The sequence below is a fragment of the Nitratidesulfovibrio sp. D1 genome (genome assembly GCF_051133415.1).
Lineage (GTDB): Bacteria > Desulfobacterota > Desulfovibrionia > Desulfovibrionales > Desulfovibrionaceae > Cupidesulfovibrio.
This window is the reverse complement of the sequence record NZ_JBPGNZ010000004.1, coordinates 292,099-313,772: the sequence shown is the minus strand read 5'-3', so window position 1 is coordinate 313,772 and position 21,674 is coordinate 292,099. Positions and strand designations below refer to the sequence as shown.

The window sequence follows — 21,674 nt, the reverse complement described above, 5'->3', positions numbered from 1 at the left end:
TTCGCAAAAAACGCGTTTTCCTCGCCGGAAAGGCAAAACTCCTCAATCTGGGAACTTCGCAAAAGTCATCCGCTGTTGGGTGCAGTAAAAAAGAATACGGCGGACGTTCCGGAAGGAGCGTCCGCCGTGGGCGTTTTGCATCTCACTGCCTGGGGTCGCCCGGCTGCATCTCTGCGCCGGACAACCCCGTCGCGGGCGCGGGCCTGGGCTCGGTGTCGCGGTAGGTTTCGGCGATGGTCTTGAATTCCTCTTCGGCCAGCAGGAAGGCGTCCACCACGGCGGGGTCGAAGTGGGTGCCCCGGCCTTGCAGGATCATCTCGCGCACCCTGGCGTGCGGGAAGGCGGGCTTGTACTGCCGGGCGCAGATCAGCGCGTCGTACACGTCGGCCAGGGCCATCAGGCGGCCGGACAGGGGAATGGTCTCGCCCGCAAGTCCTTCCATGTAGCCGCTGCCGTCCCATTTTTCGTGGTGGCTCCAGGCTATTTCCGCCGCCAGGTGCAGGAAGGCGTCGTCCTCCATGCCTTGCGCGGCGTTGGCGATGATGTTCCGGCCGTGGCGCACGTGCTGGCGGATCACCGCATATTCCTCGTCGGTGAGCTTGCCGGGCTTGAACAGCACGTTGTCGGGCACGGCCACCTTGCCCACGTCGTGCAGCGGCGCGGAGTGGAACAGCAGTTCGATGTAGTCCTCGGTCAGTTGGGGGTAGGTCTCCCTGCCGCCCCCCCGTCCGATGTCGCGCAGGGCCTCGGCCAGCGCCCGCACGTAGTGCTGGGTGCGCTTGATGTGCGCGCCGCTGACCTCGTCGCGGCTTTCGGCCACGGCGGTCATGGATTCCAGGGTCATCTGCCGGGCGTGGTTCAACTGGCACAGCCGCACATAGGCCATGCGCTGTTCCCGCGCGTACAGCGCCAGCGAAAGCAGCGCCCCCTGCGCCAGCGCGGCCATGACCGGCGCGGCCATGGGCACGGCGATGCCCCGCCACAGGAACAGCGCGAACCCCACGGCGGGCATGACCATGGCCACGGCCAGCGTGGCGCCGCCCGCCTGCAACGGCCCGGCTCGCAGGAACAGCAGTCCCGCCAGCACGGTGACCAGCGCCGCCGGAATGAACCGGTACGCTGCGGCGTGCGCGGGGTCGCGCAGGTGGTTGCCGTCGAACAGGTTGTCCAGGGCCACGGCGTGCACCTCGGTGCCGGGGTAGTTGGCCGACACCGGGGTGTGGTGCAGGTCGTTGAGCCGCGCCGCGCTGGACCCCATGATGACCATGCGTTCCTCGAACAGGGCCGGGTCGTGCGCGCCGCGCAGCACGTCGGCCGCCGGCACGAACCGGTGCGCCCGCGCGCCCCCGTCGAAGCGCAGGCGCATGCGAGCCATCCGGTCCACGGGTATGCGCGCATCGCCCGCCACCAGCACCGGCCCCAGCACATCCGTTTCCACGCGCAGTTGCCGCAGGTTGCGGGCCTGCATGAACAGGGCAAGCGCCAGGCTGGGGTAGTACTGCCCCTGAAAGCGGTGCAGCAGGGGCACGCGGCGGATGCTGCCGTCCTCGTCCTTTTCCACGTTGATGAACCCGGACGAGGCAACCCCCGCCTGGATGGGGCCGACATTGCACAGGATGCCCGTGGCCTCGGCCGGTTCGATGGCCGTGGTCTCGCCGGTCACGCGCACCGGGCGCGGCAGGTTTTCGGGGTCGGGGGTGACGAGGTCGAACAGGTGCATCACCGCGCCCACGGCCTCGGCTCCGGCCAGCACGCTGCCGAAGTAGGCGTCGTTGTCCTCCATGCTGCGCGGCACGCCGGTGATGGCGATGTCCAGCCCGAAGTCGCGCCGGAAAGCGCCGCGGATGGTGGCGATGGAGGTGCGGTCCGGCTCGGAGAACAGGATGTCCACGCCCACCCCCAGGGGGCGGGCGGCGGCCACGCGCCGCACGATGCCCCCCGTGAGGTAGCGCGGCCACGGCCACTGGCCCGCCGCGGACAGGCTTTCCTCGTCGATGTCCACGATGACCACCCGGTCCGGTGCGGGGCCCTGGGCCATATGTCTGGTCAGGCCGTCGAGAATGCGGTTGTCCGCAAGCCGCACCAGACCAGGCTCCGCCAGGCAGAACAGCGCGGTCAGCAGCAGCCCCGCCACGGTGACGGCGGCCACCAGCCGCCCGCGCGGGATGGCGACCGGGCCGGGCACGGGTTTGGCGGTTGGGGACATGGGCGCTCCTTGTGCGTGCGCCGGAACGGGGGCGGGGCGGGCCTTCTCGGGGCGGGCCGCGTCCGTGGGCCAGCCCCAAGGGGCTGTTTCTAAATTGTCCTTTCGCCCGTTGGCTGCGTCAAACTTCGTCTGCCATGGCTCTGCTGTCCTTATCCGTAAGGTTCGCTTCGCTCACCAACGGCTAAGGCTCGGTCGAATACGGTAAGAGTATACTCCCTCATGGCAGGCTCGTTTTCCTTGCCAGCGAACGAAAGTCCTAATTTGGAAACAGCCCCTAGCGGACCAGGATTTCCACGCGCCGGTTTTTGGCCTCGGCCACGCCGGGGGCCGTGGGCACCAGCGGGTCGTTGGCGCCGTGGCCGGAAAGCGCCATGACGTCGCCGGACACGCCGCGCGTTTCGAGCATGCGGCGGATGGCGTCGGCCCGCGCCATGGACAGTTTCTGGTTGGCGGCCGGGTCGCCCGCGCTGTCGCTGTGGCCGATGACCGAAACGTTGCGCACGGCGCGCCGCTTGATGTCGGCGGCAGCCTCGTCCAGCGCCGGCAGCGAGGCGGGGTCCGGCGCGGTGGAGCCGGTGGGAAAATACAGCAGGAAGCTCTTGGGCGGTTCCGGCATGACGGCCACGGTGCGCCCGAACAGGCGGTCCACCTCTTGATGGGACATCACCTTGGGCGCGGCGGGCTTGTCGGTCACCTGGGTGGATTCGTTGGCGGCGGCCAGGGGCTGTTCGGCCCCGCCCGCCTTCACCACCACCCGGCCCACGCTGCCGTCGTCGTCGGGCACCAGCACCACGGTGGTCTTGGGCGCGCAGGCCCCCAGCATGAGACACAGCAGAAGGATGGAAAACAACGTGCGCATGACGTCCCCCTATTCGGCGCGGATGAGGAAGCGGGTGCCGCGAACGCCCACGGCGGCCTGCGGCGTGCGGAAGCGGACGGCCTCGGGGGCCAGCTTGGCCAGCCTGCCGGAGGAATAGGCCGCCTCGCCGCGCTGCATGTACACGTCGAAGTCGTAATCCTTTTCCAGTGGCACGAAGCGGTAGGACTGCACCGTCAGCTCCGAGTCCGGCCCCACGGCGATGCGCGAGCCGTCCTGAAAGCTGACCCCGGCCTTGCCGTCCGGGCCGGTGCGCAGGATGTCGCCCACCTGCAACGGGTCGCCCGGAGCGGGCCGGATGAGGCTGCCCGTGCGCTCCACGGTGACGGCGCCGGATACGGAGCGGAAGTTGGCGGCGGGTGTTTCCGCCCATGTGACGGATGCACAGAGGACAAGGCCCAGGGCCAGCAGTGCCAGTGGCGCGCGAACGAGCAGGCGTGTAATGCGCATGGTATCCCCCCGATGTGGCGGTGAACCGCCCGCCATATGCGGCCGGTACGGGGACATGCCGTATCCGGCCAGTGTTGCGGAAGGCGGGCGCCGTCGCCGCAGACCCGTTCGCATGCCGGCGCGCGTCGAGCGCGGGCATGCCGTCCGGGGTGCATGGCGGGCTTGTCCCGCTATCACTGTTTTGACATTGATTTTTTTTGCATACAATTAGATTTCGGAACAGGACGGAGCGGGGCGGGACCGATGACAGGGAAAACGGCAGCCGGGGGGCGCCGCATGCCCTGTCCTGCCCCTGTCCTGCCCCGGTTCTGCCCAGGTTTTGCCCCCGTCGGGCCAATGTCGCGCCAATGTCCCGCCAATGTCCCGACTGCCGCGCCGTCCTTGACGGGTGCGGCCCGAGCGGCTAGGGGCAGTTGCAGAACTTCCGGCATCCGGCGCCAGCCGCCGGTATCGGCCGCCTTTGCCGGACCGTACCGGCCAGGCCGCATCGGCCACGCATCTGCCGCGCATCTGCCGCGCATTGGGCACGCACCGCGCACTCCGGCCCGCCCCCATCGCCCCCAACCGGACACCCCATGCAGCACGACCCGCGCAACCCGCGCTCCTCCAGAATTTCCCGCTCCGCCCCATCGTCCGGCCAGTCGTCCGGCCCTTCGTCCGGCACTGTGGCCGGCGTCCCGTCCACCAGCCAGGCAGCGCCCATGCTGGCCGCCCTGCAAGAGGCGCAGGACGCCCCGGTGCAACTTTCCGGCGTGCTCGACCGCGTCATCTTCCACAACGAGGAAAACGGCTACACCGTGCTGCGCCTGCGCCCGCTGCCCAAGGGCGACATGCTCAGCGTGGTGGGGCACATGGTTGCGCCGCAGCCGGGAGCCTCGCTGAAGCTGGTGGGCCGCTGGGTGAACAACCCGCGCTTCGGGCGGCAGTTCTCCATGGAAAGCTACGAGAACCTGCTGCCTGCATCCGTGGAGGGCATCCGCCACTATCTCGGGTCCGGGCTGATCAAGGGCGTGGGCGAATCCATGGCCGCGCGCATCGTGGACATCTTCGGCGAGGACACCTTCCGCGTGCTGGACGAAGAGCCGGAACGGCTGCTGCGGGTCAGCGGCGTGGGCCGCAAGACCCTGGAGCGCATCAAGGCGGGCTGGTCCGACCACCAGGGCATCCGCGACCTGATCATGTTCCTGCAACCGCACGGGGTCAGCACCGCCTACGCCGTGCGCATCTACCGCCACTACGGGCAGCAGGCGCTTGCGGTGGTGCGCGAGAACCCCTACCGCCTGGCCATGGACATCCACGGCATCGGCTTTCTAACCGCCGACACCGTGGCGGAAAAGCTGGGCTTCTCGCGCGACAGCGAACTGCGGGCAGAGGCGGGCACCCTGTACACCCTGCAACGCCTGAACGACGACGGCCACGTCTACGTGCCGCACGACGCGCTCATCGCCCAGACCTCGGACCAACTGGACATCCGCGCCGACCTCGTGGAGGACGCCCTGCGCACCCTGGAGATAGAGGAGCGCATCGTCATCGAGGAAATGGACGGCGAACTCGGGGTGTTTCTTTCCCGCTACCATCATTACGAAACCAAGATCGCCTACTACCTGCAACGGGTGCTGCGCTCGCCCAAGGCCGTGCATTTCGACGACCCGGAGGCCGTCATCGCCGAAGTGCTGAGCAAGCTGTCCATCACCCTCGCCCCGGAACAACTGGAAGCCGTGCGCACCGCCGCCCGCTCCAAGGTCATGGTGCTTACCGGCGGCCCCGGCACCGGCAAGACCACCATCATCAACGCCATCATCAAGGTTTTCGCCGAGACGCGCGCCAAGATATTGCTGGCCGCGCCCACCGGCCGCGCCGCCAAGCGCATGTCCGAGACCAGCGGGCGCGAGTCCAAGACCATTCACCGCCTGCTGGAGTACAGCCCCAAGGAGGACGGCTTCGCCCGCAACGAGGACAACCCCCTTGCCTGCGGCCTGCTGGTGGTGGACGAGGCGTCCATGATGGACACCATGCTCATGTACCACCTGCTGAAGGCCGTGCCGCTGGGGGCCACGCTGCTCTTCGTGGGCGACGTGCATCAGCTGCCCTCGGTGGGGCCGGGCAACGTGCTGCGCGACGTCATCGCCTCGGACGTGGTGCCGGTGGTGGAACTGGTGGAGGTGTTCCGCCAGGCCGCCGAAAGCGAGATCATCTGCAACGCCCACCGCATCAACCACGGCGAGGTGCCGCCGCTGGAATCCTCGCGCGACCGGCTGTCCGACTTCTACTTCATCCGCCAGGACGACCCCGAGAAGGTCGTGGAGATGATCGTGGAACTGGTGCGCGACCACATCCCGCGCCGCTTCGGGCTGCACCCCGTGGACGACATCCAGGTGCTGACCCCCATGCACAAGGGCGCGGCGGGCGCGGGCAACCTGAACGTGCGGTTGCAGCAGGCCCTGAACGGCCAGACCCTGTGCGTGCAGCGCGGCGAGCGGCAGTACCGCCTCGACGACAAGGTGATGCAGATCCGCAACAACTACGACAAGGACGTCTTCAACGGCGACATCGGCCGCATCTGCATCGTGGACCCCAAGGAGCGCCAGCTCACCGTGCGCTTCGACGAGCGCAACGTGCCCTATGCATGGGAAGAACTGGACGAGATCGTTCCTGCCTACGCCATTTCGGTGCACAAGTCGCAGGGGTCGGAATACCCCGCCGTGGTCATTCCCGTGCTGACCCAGCACTACATGCTGCTGCAACGCAACCTCATCTACACCGGCGTCACGCGCGGCAAGCGCCTGGTGGTGCTGGTGGGCGAGCCGCGCGCCCTGGCCATGGCCGTGAAGAACAACCGCATGCACAAGCGCCATACCCGCCTCGCGCGGCGGCTGGCGCTGGGGTTGGGTGCGGGGTAGGCAGGGCGGGATGGAAGAGCGGGAGAAATCCCGGAACAGTCCGCCCGGAACAGGGAGAATGAAGATGTCGCAGGAAATCGTTGCCGTCGTGAATGTCCGCCGCCTGACGCCCCGCGCCGTGCGTTCCTTCGCCGCCGCGCTGGCGGTGCTGGTGCTGGCCGCGTCGCTGCTGGCCGGGTGCGCCGGGCGCGGGCCGCGCGAGGCCGCGCCGCCGCGCTTCACCGAACTGGAGCGCCATCCGCAGGATATTTCCGTGTACGCCGCCCGCGCGGGCGGTGACAGCCCGCTGCTGGACGCCGCCACCCAGGCCGCGCAGGACGAGCGCTGGAACACCCGCTTCTTCGCCCCGTGGCTTCAGACCCGCACCGGCGTCACCATCGCAGAGGTGGCCCGCACCGCGCCCTACCTGACCAAGGACGGCCGCCCGCGCGGCCACGCCGAAAACCTGCTGCCGTGGGACGCCAGCCGCTTCGCCACGCTGACCGCCAACTGCGACGCCGCGTCCTTCCCGGCCCTGGCCGAGCGCGGCATCATCGTGCGCAACACCGCCCTGCGCGAACTGCCCACCCTGCGCCCCTCGTTCGCCAATCCCGACAAGGCCGGGCAGGGCTATCCCTTCGACGATCTGCAACGCTCCGCCGTGTGGACCGGCACGCCGGTGTTCGTCTCGCACGTGTCGCTGGACCGGGCGTGGCTGTACTGCGAAACCGGCTTCGCCTCCGGCTGGGTGCCCGCCGAGCACGTGGCCCTGACCGACGCCGCGTTCCGCGCCCTGTACCAGAACGGCCGCTACGCCGCCGTGTTGCGCGACGACGTGGCCCTGACGTCTTCGGCCGGGCAGCCGGGACAGTCCGGCGGGCAGGGGGCGTACATCGCCACCGCGCACATCGGCGCGGTGTTCCCCGTGGCCGTGGAATCGCCCGGCGGGCTCACCGTGCTGGCGCCTCTGCGCGACGCCGACGGCCGCGCCGTGCTCGGCCAGTCCGTCCTGCCTGTCGGATACGCGGCCATGAAGCCGCTGGCCATCAGCGCCGCACGCATGGCCGAGGTCGGCAACCGCATGATGGGCCAGCCCTACGGCTGGGGCGGCATGTACGAGAACCGCGACTGCTCGGCCACCCTGCGCGACCTGTTCGCCCCCTTCGGCATCTGGCTGCCGCGCAATTCCGCGTCGCAAGCCAGGGCCGGGCGGTTCGTGGACTTCGGCAACGCCTCGCCCGACGGCAAGGAGGCCATCATTCGCGCCCAGGGCGTACCCTTCCTGACCCTGCTGTGGCTCAAGGGGCACATCACCCTGTACCTTGGCGAATACGACGGCCATCCGGTGATGTTCCACAACATCTGGGGGCTGCGGGTGTTCAGCAACGTCGGCGAGAATGGCGAGCGCGGACAGGAAGGCCGGTTCATCCTCGGGCGGGCGGTGGTCACCTCGCTGCGGCCCGGCACCGAACTGCCCAACCTGACCACTCCTGACGGGCTGGTGGCCCGCATGCTGGGCATGTCCATTCTGCCCGGCGGGTCTGGTCTGCCCGGCGGACAGCCATGAGCGGACGCGTGTTCCACGCGCTGACGCTGGGCTGCAAGATCAACCAGTACGAGACCGAGGCTGTGCGCGAGGCATGGCTGGCGCGCGGCTGGCGCGAGTCCGCCGACCCGGCCGGGGCCGACGTGCTGCTGATCAACTCGTGCGCGGTCACCGCGCGCGCCGTGGCCGACGTGCGCCAGGCCGTGGCCCGCCTGCACCGGGCCGCACCGCACGGGCGCATCGTGGTCACCGGCTGCGCGGCGCAGGTGCTGCGCGAGGACATGGCGGCGCTGCCCGGCGTGGCCGACGTGGTGGGCCAGCGGGCCAAGGTTTCGCTGCTGCGCTATGACCCGGAAAAGGGCGCGGTAGGCGCTGGCGGGGACGAGGCCGACGGAAGCGAGGACGCTTCCGCACCTGAATCCGGCATCGCCTTCCCGGCCTTCCGCATCGACGGCTTCACCCGGTCGCGCCCGGTGCTCAAGGTGCAGGACGGCTGTTCGCACCGCTGCACCTACTGCATCGTGCCGCTGGCGCGGGGCGGGGCGCGCAGCCGCGACCCGCGCGAGGCGTTGGCAGAGGCGCGCCGCCTGCTGGACGCGGGGTTTCGCGAACTCATCGTGTCGGGCGTGAACCTGCGCCAGTACGGGCGCGATTTGCCCGGCGGCGGGCCGGACTTCTGGGATCTGCTGGCCTTTCTGGAGCGGGAGCTGGCCCCGCGATGGGCGGGCCGGGCGCGGCTGCGCATCAGTTCGCTGGAGCCAGGCCAGCTTGGCGAGCGCGCGCTGGACGTGCTGGCCGAAAGCCGTCTGGTTGCCCCGCAACTGCATGTTTCGTTGCAGAGCGGCAGCCCCGGCGTGCTGCGCCGCATGGGGCGGGGACATTACCGGCCGGAACCGCTGCTGGATTTCGCGCGCGAACTGGCCGGGGTGTGGCCGCTGTTCGGACTCGGCGCGGACATCCTGACCGGCTTTCCCGGCGAGACGGACGCCGAGTTTGGCGAGACGCTGGATTTCGTGGACGCGCTGCCGCTGACCTATGCGCACGTGTTCCCGTATTCGCGGCGGCCGGGCACCCTGGCGGCGACGATGCAGGGGCAGTTGCCGCAGGAGGTGAAGAAACACCGGGCGGCGGAATTGCGCGGCGCGGTGGCGGTGAAGAAGTCCGCCTTCCTGCGCCGCCTGCTGGACGAACCGCAACTGCTGGTGGCCCCGGAGGGCGCGCGCGGGGCGAAGGGCGTGTGCGAGTTCTACGCCGAGTGCCGGTTTGCCGGTGGACGGCGTCCCGCTGTGGAGCAGGGCGCGGGCGGCGGTGGTTCCGGGGAACTGGTGGCCGTGCGTCCGTTGGCCGTGGAACGTGACGGCCTGCTGGTGGAGGATGTGTAGGGGACGGAGGAGATTTCCTGATGTGCTGATGGACAGGGCTGCTTCGGCGCGTGTGCGTTGGAAGCAGCCCCTGTTTCGTTATGGATGGCCGGGGAGGCGCAATGCGCATGATGCGTATTTTTGCTTGCGTTCATGCGTATGATGCGTATTGTCTTCGCATGACGAGCCGTGAGGTGATACGACGACTTGAGGCGGCAGGTTTCGAGCGGGTCAGCCAGCGTGGCAGTCATCTGAAATTGCGACATCCGGACGGGCGCATAGTCGTGGTGCCGGACCCTCGGAAGGACATCAAGACCGGCACCCTGCGGAGCATCGAGAAGCAGGCTGGCATCAGGTTTTAGGCTTGCCGAGTGGCGCAAGCCCCTGCAGGAGGGTAACTCATGAAGTATCCCATCATTGTTCACACCGACGCGGAAACCTTCGGTTTCAGCGCGAGCGTGCCGGACTTTCCCGGCTGCTTCACCGCCGGCGACACGTTGGAGGAACTGACCGCCAACGTGCAGGAAGCCGTGGAACTGTACCTGGATGGTGAGGACATCACCCCTCCCGCACCTACTCCGCTCGAGGTGGTTCTGGCGTCGGAAGAGGCCAGGGACGGAGCGGTGTTAGTCGTGGACGTGGACCTGTCCTTTCTTGACGACAAGGCAGTACCGGTGAACATCACAATGCCCGTCTACGTGCGAAACACCATCGACCGTGCCGCCAGGGCGCGGGGCATGACCCGGTCGGCCTTCATCGTGGAAAGCGCCTTGCAGGCTGCCGGACGGCGCGGGGGGGCGGCAGCCTGAACGGGCGGTCAGGCATGGTGCAAATGGAACGGCCCGTACTTTTCGTGAAGTGCGGGCCGATTTGTTTTTGAAAACGATGGGGCGGGCCGGATCGATTCCTTGGAATCGCCGTCACGGTGAAGGTGGCAATTGCTGGTGTCCGGCTGACAACTCTTGCCAGAGCACCCCGTCCACAATGAAAAAGTTGAAAGGGGAGGGGTGCGGGGAGGGGAAAAATTTAAATTTTTCCCCTCCCCGCATTCTCTTCGCATTTTCTTTTCCGCTCTTCCTTTTCTTACTTCCCCCGCAACTGCTGCAAGGCGTCGTAGGCGGCGCGGGCGTTGTAGCTGCTGCGCACGAGGGGGGCGGAGAACACGTGGGGGATGCCGAGGGCGTGGCCGTGGGCGGCGTAGCTTTCGAACACGTCGGGGTGGACGTAGCGCTGCACGGGCGGGTGGTTGCGGCTGGGGCGCATGTACTGGCCGATGGTGGCGATGTGGCAGCCCGTGGCGGCCAAGTCGGCCAGGGTGGCGCGCACCTCGTCGTCGGTTTCGCCAAGGCCCACCATCAGGCCGCTTTTGGCGATGGCTCCGGCGGCGCGCACGCGGGCCAGCAGTTCCAGGCTCTGGGCGTAGTCGGCCTGCGGGCGGATGCGCGGGTAGTGCGCGGGCGGGGTCTCCACGTTGTGGTTGATGATGTCCGGTGCGGCGTCCAGCACGGCGTCCAGTGCGGACCGGCTGCCCTGGAAATCGGGGATGAGCACCTCGATGGTGGCGGGCTGGCCGTCCTGGGTGGCGGGCAGGGCTTCGCGCAGGGCGCGCACCGTGGCCGCGAAATGGGCGGCGCCGCCGTCGGGCAGGTCGTCGCGGGTGACGGAGGTGACCACCGCGTGCGAAAGGCCCAGGCGCGCGGCGGCCTCGGCCACGCGGCGGGGTTCGTCCGGGTCGGGCGGGGCGGCGTGGCCGGGGGTGATGTTGCAGAAGGCGCAGTTGCGGGTGCACACGTTGCCCAGGATGAGAAACGTGGCCGTGCCCGAAGAGAAGCATTCAAACATGTTGGGGCACTTGGCGCTCTGGCACACGGTGTTCAGGCGCAGGTCGTCCACCAGCGAACGGGTGGCCCCGTAGGTGTGGCTACAGGGCAGCTTGACCCGCAGCCACGGCGGAATCCGCAAAGATGGCGCGGAATTGCCGGGCACAGACATCCTTAACCTCCTGCATGGCGGGGGAATCGCCGCCCAGTTCGCGGTGCAGCGACGTGGCCTGCGCGTCGGGCAGGCCGCACAGGGTGATCATGTCGAACAGCGACAGGTCGCGCCCCACGTTCAGCGCGAACCCGTGGTACGAGGTCCAGCGGCGCATGGCCATGCCGATGGAGCATATCTTGCGGTTTCCGATCCACACGCCGGGGCGGCCCTCCCACCGGGCGACGGACAGCCCGAAGTGCCCCAGCGTGGAGATGACCACTTCTTCGAGGTCGTGGAACATCCGGCGCAGGCCGCCGGGCCGTTTGGCTATCCGGAACACCGGGTAGGCCACCAGTTGGCCGGGGAAATGGCAGGTGATGTTGCCCCCGCGCGACGACTGCACGAGGTCGATGCCCTGCGCCGCCAGCCATTCGCGGCCCACGTGCAGGTTTTCGCCCCCGCCGTTGCGGCCAAGGGTGATCACCGGGTGGTGCTCCAGCAGGTACAGCGTTTCTTCCGCTCCCGCCGCCACTTCCTCCAGCCGTGCCCGTTGCAGGGCGTCGGCCTCCGCGTAGCGGACGAGGCCCAGGTCGATGATGTTCATGCGCGTGATGTTCCGGTGGGAATGGGCCGGGGGCGGTTGCTCCCCCGGCCCGGAAGTTTTCGTCGGGCTGGACTAGTCGTCGCGCCGGGGCTTGCGCCGCCTTGAATGATGATGGCCCGCGTTGTCCGGACGGTCGTCGGCATGATTGGGACGCTTGTCGTTCCGGCGGTCGTCTCGCCGGTCGTCCCGCCGGTCATCCCGATGATCGGGGCGGCGGTCGCCGCGCTGGTCGGCTTGCGAGCCGGGGCTGCGTTCCCCACGCCCGGCTCGCTCGGGCTGGTTGCCCGGACGGGCCTGCTGCGGGCGCTGCTGTCCTCCGTCACGACGGTCCGTGGGACGGCGTTCCTCGGGGCGCCGGTCTTCGGCGCGGCGATCGTCGGTACGGCGCGGGGCGCGGCCGTCGCCGCCGGGCTTGCCTTCCCGGTCGAAGTGACGGCGCGGCTTGCCCTTGCGGCCTTCGTCGGGGCGCTGCTGGCCCCCGGAATCGCGCGGCGCGTCGGGCCGGGCGTCGGGGTGGCGCTGGGCGCGGTGTTCGTGGCGTTGGCCGCCCCGTTTACCCCGTTCGCCCCGCTCCACCTTGTCCATCCGGTCCATCCGATCGGGGCGGCGCTCGCGGCTGCGTTCCTGATTGCCGTCCTGCCGCGGGCCGCGCGGCTGCCCATGATCGGCCCGGCCGTCCCGCCGCCCTTCCTGGTCGGCGTCGGGCCGCTGGCGTCGGGCATTGCCGAAGGGGCGCTGCGGGCGGCCCTGCGTGCGCTGCTGGCCGTCGCGTTCGCCGTGCGCCCGTCCCTGGCCCTGCCCCTGTTGTCCCCGCCGTGCGGACGGCGCGGCCTCTGCCGCGTTGTCCCACGCATTCAGGGCGCGCTGGGCCGTGGTGTTGGGGCCGTGCCCTTCCTGCCCGGCAGCATCCTGCCCGCCGCGCCGTGGACGGCGGTTGGCCCATTGGCCATGCTGGTTGTCCTGCTGGCCTTCCTTGCGGGCGGCACGCTGTCCGTCGGGATGATGCTCTCTCCGTGCGGCACGCTGCCCGTCAGGGTGATGTTCCCTCCGTGCAGCACGCTGCCCGTCAGGGTGATGTTCTCTCCGTGCAGCGCGCTGCCCGTCGGGCTGACCTGCGCCCCGTCCGGTCTTGCGCATGCCGGTGTTTCCCCCACGTCCGGTGCGCCCGGCCCGCCTGTCACCCTGTTCCGCGCGGTTGCCGAAATCATCGGGCAGGCCATCCTGGCGGCGGGAGCCGTAGCCCATTCCACCGGATTCATTCATGAAGCCGCCATTGAAATTCGCATCGGCTCCACCGTCGTGGGCGCGGCCGCGCCGCGCGCCGAAGCGGGGCACCCCGCGCCGTTGCGCGGCCCTGCCCCCGTGCGGATGGTTTGGCTGGTTGGCGAACATCTGGCCGTAGGTCTGCCCGTGGTCCGGCCCGTCGGCTCGGTTGCCGTCGGGTTCGGACGGGTCGTGCCCGTCATGATTGTCGGAATCGCCGTCGCCGCCTTCGGTCCCCGCCCCGGCTGCAACGGGCGCATCCCACTGCGGAGCTCCTTCCATCAGGAAGGCCGGTTGCAGGTCGTCCTCGTTGTCCGGACCGCCGGGCATCTGCGCCGTACGGCCCGCGGCCTTGCCCCGCGCGGGCTTGCCCTTGGAGCCCTTGTCCGCCGCGCCCGCGTTCTTGGGTTCCCGGCCAGGCGGGGTCCATTCCAGTTCCAGCGCGCCGGACTTGCGGTCGCGGCGTTCCACTTCGGGCCAGGTGATCTCGATGGCCGTGCCGGAATGCACCTGTCGCGCATCGTGCAGCAGGGCCAGGCCCCGTTCGGAGCAGGCGTAGCGCGCGGGTTCGCGGCGGCCGGGCAGCGGAAAGGCGTCGGAAATGATGCGGATGGTGTCGCGCGGCGGCGCCACCTTGTCCGCCTCGCCCAGCAGCACGAAGGACAGGCTGGCCGTGCCCTTTTCCAGCTTGGCCCGGCGGCTCAGTTCTTCCAGCCACGCGGGCGCGCCCTGGATGGGGAAGGTGAAGTGGCACCAGCCGCCGGGGCCGCCCGTTTCCAGCAGGGGGCATTGGTCGTGGTGGGGGCAGGGGGCCAGCGGGGCCAGCCCCACCTCCATGGCCGCGCGGCGGAACTGGGTGACGTAGCGCGCCCCCAGGCGCGTGCCCGGCTCGATAACCAGTATGCGGCCGCCGTGGGCCAGGGCGGACCCGGCCATCTCGGCCAGTTCTTCCATGCGGTATTCCAGCGGTTCGTCGCGGCGGGACTTCAGTTCGTTCAGCACGTTGCCCGCCAGGATCAGCGCCGCGTCGCCGCGCGCCTCCTTCAGGGCCGCCTCCATGGGCGCGCGCAGGGTGCGCAGCGCCCAGGGCGATTCCTCGCCCGCGATGACCTGCAACAGGTCGCGGCCCACCTCCAGCGGGTGGGGGGCGATGTCCGCGCACAGGAAGGTCAGCGGCAGGCCGCGCAGGTCGGGCCGGGCCAGCCACAGGGCCAGCGGCAGGGTCAGCGGGCCGCTGCCCAGGTCGAGGATCAGCGGGCGCTCCAGCAGGGCTTCGCGGTCCACCAGTTCCAGCGAGGGCAACAGGCGGCCAAGGCGCACCAGGTTCCACGGCATGAAGTAGCGCAGGTAGGCGGAAAGCAGGCGCGGGGCCGCCCAGTAAGGGTCGGAGAGCGCGCCGCGCTCGCTGGTGAGCATTTGCGACAGGTCGCGGATGGCCATGGGCAGGTCGCGGCGGTGCGCGGTGCGCAACGGGGCCACGGTGTCCAGCGCCGTGGGCAGGGATTCCAGGCGCTGCCGGTATTCCGGCGACAGGGCGGTGAAAAGATGGTGCATGCGAAGTCCGTTGGTTGGGTGCCGGCGTTGCCGGCGATGCATGGGCTGCCGCGCGTGCGGGGCGCGCGCGGGATGCGGCTCTCGCCGGGGCCGGGCGTGCCGGGGGCGGGGCCGGTGTCGTGGCGCCCTGGGGGAAGCGGGTGGGCGCGGACCGACCGGGCTTCCCGGTGTTCAGGTGCTGCTGGTGGTCCCGGAGGGCCGGTGCGGCCTGATGCACCCTTGCGGTGCGGCCGTCAGCGAAAGCGCATGTGGCGCAGGAACGCGGCGGCGAAGTCGCTGGCGGCAGCCAGGTCCACCACGCGACAACCCGCGCGCCAGGCGGCGATGCGCCCGCGCAGTTCCGGCCGGAGCAGCAGCAGTTCCGCCCCGCGCAGCGAGGCGTTGCCCACGGCCCGCGCGCGGCCGGCCACCCCGGCGGGCAGGAATCCCAGTGTTTCGAGGTCATCGGGGCGGGCGTATTCGCCCAGCGCCCCGGCAAGGTACACGGCGTCCAGCACCGTTCCGGGCATGCCGGCTTCCGCCAGCAGCCGTTCGTAGGCCAGGGAGAAGGCGGCCTTCACCTTCAGCACTTCTTCTACGTCGCCCGCGGAAAGATGCAAGCCCCCTGGCAGGGGCAGGCGACGTTCGCCGCGCACCTCGACCAGCGAGGCGGCAAGGCGGCGCGCCAGCGGGGAATGCGGTTCCATCACGAAGCGGCCGTCTTCGTCAAGCAGCCCGGCGCGCAACAGCACCCGGAGCAGCGAAAGATAGCCTGTGCCGCACAGGTGGGTGGGGGCGGCGGGCGTGGCGTCGTCCTCGGGCAGTACGGTGGGGGCGAGCCCGGCGGGGCCAAGGGTGAAGGCCGCGATGGCCCCCGGCTGGGCCACCCCGCCGCAGGACAGACCGATGCCTTCCAGCGCCGGGCCAAGGGCCACGCTGGTGACCAGGGCGCTGTCCGGCCCGGTGGCCAGCACGAATTCGCCGTTGGTACCCAGATCCGCAAGCAGGAAGGGGAAGCGGGGAGGGGCGGATTCCGCTGGCGGGACCGGCGGGGGGGCGTCCGGAGCGGGCGATATCCCGCCCCCCGCCCCGGTCGCCAGACCGCCGTAGAGCAGGGCGGCCATGCCCGCCGCCACATCGCCGCCCACGAAGGGCGCGGGCTGCGGGGGAATCCACACGTCGGGCACGGCGGCAAGGCTGGCCGGTTCCGGCAGGGCTTCCGCCGCGCCGCCCGCGTAGTCCAGCCGATAGGGGGCGGAGGCCAGGCCGGAAACGTCGCGGCCCAGCAGGATGGCGGTCATGGCCGTGTTGCCCGCCACGCACAGCCCGCGCACCGGGCCGGGCAGCCCGGCGGCGATGCGGCCCACGGCGGCCAGGGTCAGGCGGCGCAGGGAGGCCAGCCCGGCGGGGGACGAGGCCACGGCCAGGCGGGACATGACCTCGCTGCCTGCGCCCATCTGGGGGTTCAGTTCCGCGCCGTGGGCCACGCGGCGGCCGTCCGGGGCCAGGGCCGACCAGTGCAGGGTGGTGGTGCCGAGGTCGATGGCCAGCAGCAGGGGGCTGCCGGTTGCCGGGCAGGGGGCCGCCTCGTCCGCCACCCGCGTGCGGCGCGGGGCCGCTCCGGCGGGCAGGGTGAAGGCCATGCCGCCATCGGGAGGGACGCCCGTATCCTTTGGGTGCGGCGGGGCGTGGCGGCACAGCAGCCGCCAGCCGTCGGCCAGTTCGGCCTCGGAAAAGTGGGCTGTATCGGCAGGGAGGGGCGCCGGGGTCCCACGGGTGAAGCGCGCCGCGCAACGCCCGCAGCGGCCCAGGCCGGAACACAGCGCGGGCGGGTCCACCTGGCCGCTCATCCACACCAGTTGGGCCAGGGTGGTGGCCGGGACCGCCGCGTCGCCATCCCGGCCGCCCCGGCCCGCAGGCAGGGGCAGGCGCAGGGCGCGCCCGTCCGGCAGGGTCACCTCGGCCACGGCTTCCGGCGCGTCCGCTCCGGCGGGCGTTCCGGCCATGCGCGCGGCCGGGCATGGCGGCGATTTCGGCGGGGATTGGGGGGGCATGCGGCTCCCTGGCATGGTTCCGGGAATGGCTTCTTGCCTGCAACTGCCTCAAGACGCTGCATATGGCAAGTGGCCACGGCCTTCCGGCCCCGGCGCGCCGGATACCCCCGGTTTGGCGTTTTGCGGGCGCGGAACGCGACGCATTGGCGGTTATCATTGCATATTCGGTAACGGTCCTGTACGGTTAGATGAATATCTCTGATTTTTGCGAAAGGGGTTTCGGGCATGGAAATCGTGCTTGGCGCGGTGGTCGGTTTTCTGCTGCTGGTGATGGTGCTGGTTTCGACCCAGCGCTCCAACGCCGCGCACGAGGAACGCCTGCGCGGACTGCACGCCCGGCGCCGCGCACTGGCCGTGGACCTGCGCAAGTTGCAGGAAAACATGCAGCAGTTGAAGATCGTGGAGCACGAACTGCGTCGCAAGCTGGCCGAGGCCGACGAGCGCGCCAGCCGCGAGGTGGAGGTGCGCAGGCAGCGCGAGGCGCGCCAGCAGGCAAGCCGGTTCGGCAGCATCCTCGACGTGCTGCTGCACGAGCGGCTGCTGTCCGCCGAACAGCTGGCCAAGGCCCGCAGCTACAAGGACCAGACCCGCTCGCACTACCCGCTGTCCGAAATCGTGACCATGCTGGACTACGTCAAGGCCGACGTGGTGCAACGCATGCGCCAGCGCTACCCCAAACTGTCCGACGAATAGCCGGGGCGGCGGCCCGCCGGGCGCTTGGCGCTCATCTTGCATGAAATAAAGGTGGCGGCAGGATTCTCCCTGTTCCGGCCACGGGCATGCGGCCGCTTGACCCGGCCCGCCGTCGCTGCCACTATCCGGCCAGTACGCACCCACGCGCGAGGAGCCCGCACCACATGAACAAGATTCTGGCGCAGGACGAGGTCGATGCACTGCTTCGCGGCCTTTCCGGCGGCGAGATAGAGAGCGAGACCGACATCCCCGAGGACGACTCGGGCATCGTCCCGTTCGACCTCGCCAACCAGGACCGCATCATTCGCGGCCGCATGCCGGTTCTTGAAATCGTCAACGACCGGTTCGCGCGGCTGTGCACCAACGCGCTGTCCAACACGGTGCGCAAGCGGGTGGAGTTGAATCCCATCTCCATCGACATGACCAAGTTCGGCGATTTCATGCGTTCGCTGCCGGTGCCCACCAGCATCAACATCTTCAAGATGGAGCCGTTGCGCGGTAACGCCATCATCGTGGTGGACTCGCGCCTGGTCTTCGCCCTGGTGGAGAACTTCTTCGGCGGCGCGGGCAGCCAGCCCAAGATCGAGGGCCGCGAATTCACGCGCATCGAGCAGGCCATCGTGGACCGGGTGATCAAAATCGCCCTGGACAACATGGAAGAGTCGTGGCGGCCGGTGCACGACGTGAGCCTGGAACTGGTGCGCTCCGAGATCAACCCGCAGTTCGCGGCCATCGTGCCGCCCAGCGACGTGGTGGTGGTGATCACCTTCGAGGTGGAACTGGAAACGGCCATCGGCTCCATGGTCATCTGCCTGCCGTACGCCACCATCGAACCCATCCGTTCCAAGCTGCACGCCAGCTTCCAGACCGAACGCCTGGAAGTGGACCACGCCTGGGTCTCGCGCCTGAAGGAACGGCTGCTGGAAACCCCGGTGAACCTCAAGATACGCTTCGGCGAAACCAAGATCACCGGCAACCAGTTGTTGCGGTTGCAGGTGGGCGACGTGCTGCTGCTGGACACGGACACCGACGACCTGCTGGAATGCACCGTGGAAGGGGTGACCAAGTTCTGGGGTATTTCCGGCACGGTGAAGGCCAACAAGGCCTTCCAGATCATCAATGAAGAGGAGCCGCGCTACACCTGACGCGCGGCGGCCCGCCACGCGCGGGATATGCAGGAAGAACGACGGCGCGCCCGCGAGGGTGCGCCGTTTTGCGTCGTGTGCGAGGAGAAGGCAGGAGCGGCGGATGCGGCCAAATCTGGCCGGACGCGGCCGGATGCGGACGCCCCGCCGTTCCCTGCGATACGTTCAGTACAGCACGCGGGTCAGGGTCAGCCCCTGCGCCGGGGCCGTGGCGGGGGCCGCCTTGCGGTCGCGGGCGGCCAGCACGGCGGGCACGTCGTCCGGGCGCAGCTTGCCGCGCCCCACGGCCACCAGCAGGCCCATCATGTTGCGCACCATCTGTTTGAGAAAGCCGTCGGCCTCGAAGTCCCAGGCGATGACACGCGCCGCCTCCGGGGCGGTGGCGGCGTCGGGAGCCATGGCCGTCAGCGTCAGCGGAAGAGAGGGGGGGGTGGGCAGGGGATCGCCCTCGTACCGGCGGGCCACCATGGTCACGGTGCGCACGGTGGTGGCGATGTCGGTGCCGGTGTTCTGGAAGCTGGCGAAATCATGCGTGCCGTGCAGATGCGCGGCGGCGGCGTCCATGGCCTCCAGGGCGTCCGGGGTCAGCGGCCCCGTGGCCCAGACGAAGGGAGCCAGCCGGGGCGGCACCCAGCGCCGGGTGGGCCACAGGCGGTAGGTGTAGGTCTTGCCGCGCGCGTTGAACCGGGCATGGAAATCGTCGGGCACGCGGGCCACGGCGACCACGGCGATGTCGTCGGGCAGTCCGGCGTTGAAGGCGCGCTGCCAGTCCAGGTCCGCCTTGTGGTCGGGCACGTCCATGTGGGCCACCTGGGCTTCGGCGTGCACCCCCGAATCGGTGCGGCCCGCGCCGTGCACGCGCACCGGCGCGCCCACGATGCGTTCGGCGATGCGCTCCAGTTCGCCCTGCACGGTGCGCGGCCGGGACCGGCCGATACAAGCCTGGATCTGCCACCCCGCAAGGTGGGTGCCTACGTAGGACACGGTCAGCGCGAGACGGGCCATGCGCTATTCGAGGGGCAGTTGCATGCGGGTGAGGGCCTCGGACAGCTTGGCCGCCTTTTCCGCCTGCACGTAGGTCAGGATTTCGCCCGCCTGCCTGCCGCGCATGCCTGCCAGAATCCTGACGGCGATCTTCTCGTCCAGGGTTTCCAGCACGGCCGCCGCCTGCTTGGCCTTCATGTTGGTGTACACGTCCACCAGATGGCGCAGCTTTTCGTCCTTCATGCCCTGCGCATCCTTGAGCATGGTCTGGATGCGCGCCTCAAGGTCCTGCATCTGGGCCAGCTTGGCGTCGATCTGCTGCTCCAGACTCTTCAGTTCCTGCTCGCGGCGGTTCAGGTCTTCCTGGCGGCGGTTCAGGTCGTCGCGGGACGGCTGACTGGCTGCGGCGCCCGTGCCTGCGGCGGCGGGGGAGGCCGGGGTGGCAGGCGGCACGGCGGCCGGGGCGGGCTGGGCTTCGGCAGCCCAGGCAGTACCGTCGCGGGTCACGCGGTTGCGTACGTCGTTGGCGGCGGGGGCCGCCGGACCGGTGGGCGCGGAGTCGGCCGCCGCCGGAGACGCCAGGCCCGTGGCCCGGGCGATGTCCGCCGCCAGCGGCAGGTCCAGCGAGCTGCCGGGCTGGCCACCGGTCTGGCTGGTGCTCTGGCCGGTGGCCGTGCCCACCACGGCGGGTGCGGCGTCCGTGGCGAACGGCCACGGCTGTTCCAGGGCAAAGCCCGCCAGCAGCGCCACCTTGAGGGCGGCGGCGGCGGCGATGAGCCAGCGGCAGAGCCTAGAAAGACGGAGGCTCGAAGCGAAGCGTTGCGGTTTCGTCATAGGTACGCTGTTCGCGGAGGAGTTCGTCGTGCGCATGGCGGGCCGCCTGTTTTTCCTTGAGCTTTTCCAGTAGCTTGCGTTCCTGGGATTTTTTCACCAGTTCGGCGCGGGCCTGTTCCGCCATCTGGGCCAGCATGCGCAGGCGCAGTTCGGCGTGGGTCAGGTCTTCGCTCAGGCCGCGCAGGAAGTTGCGTTGCAGCCAGAGTTCGTCGCGCGTGAGGCGCGCGTCTTCGTACAGTTTCCGTTCTGCTTCGGCAATGGCCGCGCGCACCGCGTCCACCTGGCGCTGTTGTGCCTCGTGGGCGGCCTTGGCGCGGGCGAAGGCCAGCTTGGCCTGTTCCTCCAACTGTTCCCGGTAGTCGAGAACCTGTTGCAGGCGGAAACGGAACGGGGGCATGGAGGGTCCCTTGGCGGTTGTTGCCGGTGCGGCGGCGTCGGAAAATCGCCGCGCCGCGCCCGGTGCCCCCGGAATAGCAAATACCGGGCCGCATGCGCCGGGTGGCTGGCGCGGCGGCGGGGAGGCTACGCCAGTGTGGTGCCCAGCAGGGCGGACAACTCGCCTAGGATGATGCACGCCCCCAGGAAATCTCCGTTCAGGCCGCCCTCGCGCCGGGCCAGCGAGGCCAGCCAGGCCACGGCGCAGGCGCAGGGCAGGGCGGCGGCCAGCACGGCGGGCGGCCCGGCCAGGGCCACACCGGTGGCGGCGGCCACTCCGGCGCAGAACAGCACGGCCGTGTGGGTGGCCCCGGCCGAGGTCAGGCGGCCCAGGGTGGAACGGATTCCGGCGGGCACGCAGGCGGCCAGCACCACGCAGGCGGCGCGGCCCAGCACGGGAGCCCACACCAGCGCCCAGGCCCGGTCCATTATGATGACCTCGTGGGCCAGCACCACCTGCCCCAACACCCCGAAGACGATGCCCAGCACCCCGAAGGCGCCGATGCGGCTGTCCTTCAGGATGTCCCAGAACCGGTCGCCGGTGGCGGAACTGCCCCAGGCATCCATGAGGTCGGCCCAGCCGTCCCAATGCAGCCCGCGCGTGGCCCACAGCAGCAGGGCCGTGTAGCCCAGGGCCTGCACCCATGGGTGCCCGCCGAGCAGCCCCAGCAGGAACGGCCCGGCGCAGACCAGCCCGGCCAGCAGCCCCACCAGCGGGTAGTGGGCCACCCCGGCGGCCATTTCCGCGTCGGTGGCGGCACGGGCCGGGGCAAGGCGGGTCAGGAAGCCCGTGGACAGGGCAAAGGCGCGCCACTGGGCAGCCATCAGGGGGGCCA

Annotated in this window: 18 protein-coding genes; 7 read left to right on the top strand and 11 right to left on the bottom strand. The window is 69.9% G+C overall.

Annotated features, from left to right (window positions below; genetic code table 11):
- Window positions 1-142: 142 nt before the first annotated feature.
- The 3 genes from ACR4XJ_RS09385 to ACR4XJ_RS09375 all read right to left on the bottom strand — a co-directional run bounded on the left by ACR4XJ_RS09385 (window position 143) and on the right by ACR4XJ_RS09375 (window position 3,533).
- Window positions 143-2,206: a CHASE2 domain-containing protein gene (locus tag ACR4XJ_RS09385; RefSeq protein ID WP_434754976.1), complete on the bottom strand. Its 2,064-nt coding sequence runs from the start codon at window positions 2,204-2,206 to the stop codon at window positions 143-145.
- A 274-nt stretch (window positions 2,207-2,480) separates the two neighbouring features.
- Window positions 2,481-3,065 carry an OmpA family protein gene (locus tag ACR4XJ_RS09380; protein WP_434754975.1) on the bottom strand — a complete coding sequence of 195 codons (585 nt, stop codon included), beginning with the start codon at window positions 3,063-3,065 and terminating at the stop codon, window positions 2,481-2,483.
- Between the two features lie 9 nt (window positions 3,066-3,074).
- A complete protein-coding gene (locus ACR4XJ_RS09375) occupies window positions 3,075-3,533 on the bottom strand; it encodes a FecR family protein (protein ID WP_434754974.1) in 459 nt (152 codons plus the stop codon).
- Window positions 3,534-4,234: 701 nt separating this feature from the next.
- On the opposite strand from ACR4XJ_RS09375, the gene recD2 reads away from it, so the two are divergent.
- The 5 genes from recD2 (at window position 4,235) to ACR4XJ_RS09350 (ending at window position 10,128) form a co-directional block, all read left to right on the top strand.
- Window positions 4,235-6,433, top strand: coding sequence for an SF1B family DNA helicase RecD2 (recD2, locus tag ACR4XJ_RS09370; protein ID WP_434755170.1), 2,199 nt, complete (start codon window positions 4,235-4,237; stop codon window positions 6,431-6,433).
- Between the two features lie 64 nt (window positions 6,434-6,497).
- Window positions 6,498-7,979: an NlpC/P60 family N-terminal domain-containing protein gene (locus tag ACR4XJ_RS09365; RefSeq protein WP_434754973.1), complete on the top strand. Its 1,482-nt coding sequence runs from the start codon at window positions 6,498-6,500 to the stop codon at window positions 7,977-7,979.
- Window positions 7,976-9,340 carry a MiaB/RimO family radical SAM methylthiotransferase gene (locus ACR4XJ_RS09360; protein WP_434754972.1) on the top strand — a complete coding sequence of 455 codons (1,365 nt, stop codon included), beginning with the start codon at window positions 7,976-7,978 and terminating at the stop codon, window positions 9,338-9,340. Before ACR4XJ_RS09365 ends, ACR4XJ_RS09360 begins: the two co-directional genes overlap by 4 nt.
- A 101-nt stretch (window positions 9,341-9,441) precedes the next feature.
- A complete protein-coding gene (locus tag ACR4XJ_RS09355; RefSeq protein ID WP_434754971.1) occupies window positions 9,442-9,681 on the top strand; it encodes a type II toxin-antitoxin system HicA family toxin in 240 nt (79 codons plus the stop codon).
- Window positions 9,682-9,720: 39 nt separating this feature from the next.
- Window positions 9,721-10,128 carry a type II toxin-antitoxin system HicB family antitoxin gene (locus ACR4XJ_RS09350; RefSeq protein ID WP_434754970.1) on the top strand — a complete coding sequence of 136 codons (408 nt, stop codon included), beginning with the start codon at window positions 9,721-9,723 and terminating at the stop codon, window positions 10,126-10,128.
- Between the two features lie 274 nt (window positions 10,129-10,402).
- On the opposite strand, the gene lipA is transcribed toward ACR4XJ_RS09350, so the two are convergent.
- From lipA to ACR4XJ_RS09330, 4 genes are all read right to left on the bottom strand, one after another.
- Window positions 10,403-11,311, bottom strand: a complete 909-nt coding sequence (gene lipA, locus ACR4XJ_RS09345) for a lipoyl synthase (RefSeq protein WP_434754969.1) — start codon at window positions 11,309-11,311, stop codon at window positions 10,403-10,405.
- Window positions 11,241-11,897, bottom strand: coding sequence for a lipoyl(octanoyl) transferase LipB (gene lipB, locus ACR4XJ_RS09340; protein ID WP_434754968.1), 657 nt, complete (start codon window positions 11,895-11,897; stop codon window positions 11,241-11,243). The genes lipA and lipB overlap by 71 nt, the downstream gene beginning before the upstream one ends.
- Window positions 11,898-11,969: 72 nt before the next feature.
- The gene (locus ACR4XJ_RS09335; protein WP_434754967.1) at window positions 11,970-14,714 is read right to left on the bottom strand and encodes a small ribosomal subunit Rsm22 family protein; all 2,745 of its coding nucleotides are present in this window, start codon (window positions 14,712-14,714) and stop codon (window positions 11,970-11,972) included.
- A 233-nt stretch (window positions 14,715-14,947) separates the two neighbouring features.
- A complete protein-coding gene (locus ACR4XJ_RS09330) occupies window positions 14,948-16,747 on the bottom strand; it encodes an ASKHA domain-containing protein (RefSeq protein ID WP_434754966.1) in 1,800 nt (599 codons plus the stop codon).
- Between the two features lie 225 nt (window positions 16,748-16,972).
- Between ACR4XJ_RS09330 and ACR4XJ_RS09325 the strand changes: the two genes are divergently transcribed.
- Together ACR4XJ_RS09325 and fliM are read left to right on the top strand one after the other, a co-directional pair.
- Complete coding sequence (locus ACR4XJ_RS09325; RefSeq protein ID WP_434754965.1) at window positions 16,973-17,440, top strand: hypothetical protein; 468 nt, start codon at window positions 16,973-16,975, stop codon at window positions 17,438-17,440.
- Between the two features lie 164 nt (window positions 17,441-17,604).
- A complete protein-coding gene (gene fliM, locus ACR4XJ_RS09320; protein ID WP_333506953.1) occupies window positions 17,605-18,585 on the top strand; it encodes a flagellar motor switch protein FliM in 981 nt (326 codons plus the stop codon).
- A 165-nt stretch (window positions 18,586-18,750) separates the two neighbouring features.
- Here fliM and ACR4XJ_RS09315 read toward each other — a convergent pair whose 3' ends face one another.
- From ACR4XJ_RS09315 to ACR4XJ_RS09300, 4 genes are all read right to left on the bottom strand, one after another.
- On the bottom strand, window positions 18,751-19,590 hold the full coding sequence (locus ACR4XJ_RS09315) for a tRNA pseudouridine synthase A (RefSeq protein WP_434754964.1): 840 nt from the start codon (window positions 19,588-19,590) through the stop codon (window positions 18,751-18,753).
- Window positions 19,591-19,593: 3 nt separating this feature from the next.
- Complete coding sequence (locus ACR4XJ_RS09310; RefSeq protein ID WP_434754963.1) at window positions 19,594-20,403, bottom strand: MotE family protein; 810 nt, start codon at window positions 20,401-20,403, stop codon at window positions 19,594-19,596.
- Window positions 20,360-20,800 carry a flagellar export protein FliJ gene (gene fliJ, locus ACR4XJ_RS09305; protein WP_434754962.1) on the bottom strand — a complete coding sequence of 147 codons (441 nt, stop codon included), beginning with the start codon at window positions 20,798-20,800 and terminating at the stop codon, window positions 20,360-20,362. The genes ACR4XJ_RS09310 and fliJ overlap by 44 nt, the downstream gene beginning before the upstream one ends.
- A 125-nt stretch (window positions 20,801-20,925) precedes the next feature.
- The gene (locus ACR4XJ_RS09300) at window positions 20,926-21,663 is read right to left on the bottom strand and encodes an adenosylcobinamide-GDP ribazoletransferase (protein WP_434755169.1); all 738 of its coding nucleotides are present in this window, start codon (window positions 21,661-21,663) and stop codon (window positions 20,926-20,928) included.
- Between the last annotated feature and the right edge of the window lie 11 nt (window positions 21,664-21,674).

Excerpts from the sequence above, each read along its gene's own strand:
- lipB (WP_434754968.1), bottom strand. The coding sequence starts at position 11,897 with ATGAACATCATCGACCTGGGCCTCGTCCGCTACGCGGAGGCCGACGCC.
- ACR4XJ_RS09335 (WP_434754967.1), bottom strand. The coding sequence starts at position 14,714 with ATGCACCATCTTTTCACCGCCCTGTCGCCGGAATACCGGCAGCGCCTG.
- ACR4XJ_RS09325 (WP_434754965.1), top strand. The coding sequence starts at position 16,973 with ATGGAAATCGTGCTTGGCGCGGTGGTCGGTTTTCTGCTGCTGGTGATG.
- ACR4XJ_RS09300 (WP_434755169.1), bottom strand. The coding sequence starts at position 21,663 with ATGGCTGCCCAGTGGCGCGCCTTTGCCCTGTCCACGGGCTTCCTGACC.
- ACR4XJ_RS09310 (WP_434754963.1), bottom strand. The coding sequence starts at position 20,403 with ATGACGAAACCGCAACGCTTCGCTTCGAGCCTCCGTCTTTCTAGGCTC.
- lipA (WP_434754969.1), bottom strand. The coding sequence starts at position 11,311 with ATGTCTGTGCCCGGCAATTCCGCGCCATCTTTGCGGATTCCGCCGTGG.
- ACR4XJ_RS09315 (WP_434754964.1), bottom strand. The coding sequence starts at position 19,590 with ATGGCCCGTCTCGCGCTGACCGTGTCCTACGTAGGCACCCACCTTGCG.
- ACR4XJ_RS09350 (WP_434754970.1), top strand. The coding sequence starts at position 9,721 with ATGAAGTATCCCATCATTGTTCACACCGACGCGGAAACCTTCGGTTTC.
- ACR4XJ_RS09385 (WP_434754976.1), bottom strand. The coding sequence starts at position 2,206 with ATGTCCCCAACCGCCAAACCCGTGCCCGGCCCGGTCGCCATCCCGCGC.
- ACR4XJ_RS09375 (WP_434754974.1), bottom strand. The coding sequence starts at position 3,533 with ATGCGCATTACACGCCTGCTCGTTCGCGCGCCACTGGCACTGCTGGCC.
- recD2 (WP_434755170.1), top strand. The coding sequence starts at position 4,235 with ATGCTGGCCGCCCTGCAAGAGGCGCAGGACGCCCCGGTGCAACTTTCC.
- ACR4XJ_RS09330 (WP_434754966.1), bottom strand. The coding sequence starts at position 16,747 with ATGCCCCCCCAATCCCCGCCGAAATCGCCGCCATGCCCGGCCGCGCGC.
- ACR4XJ_RS09380 (WP_434754975.1), bottom strand. The coding sequence starts at position 3,065 with ATGCGCACGTTGTTTTCCATCCTTCTGCTGTGTCTCATGCTGGGGGCC.
- ACR4XJ_RS09365 (WP_434754973.1), top strand. The coding sequence starts at position 6,498 with ATGTCGCAGGAAATCGTTGCCGTCGTGAATGTCCGCCGCCTGACGCCC.
- fliM (WP_333506953.1), top strand. The coding sequence starts at position 17,605 with ATGAACAAGATTCTGGCGCAGGACGAGGTCGATGCACTGCTTCGCGGC.
- ACR4XJ_RS09360 (WP_434754972.1), top strand. The coding sequence starts at position 7,976 with ATGAGCGGACGCGTGTTCCACGCGCTGACGCTGGGCTGCAAGATCAAC.
- fliJ (WP_434754962.1), bottom strand. The coding sequence starts at position 20,800 with ATGCCCCCGTTCCGTTTCCGCCTGCAACAGGTTCTCGACTACCGGGAA.
- ACR4XJ_RS09355 (WP_434754971.1), top strand. The coding sequence starts at position 9,442 with ATGCGCATGATGCGTATTTTTGCTTGCGTTCATGCGTATGATGCGTAT.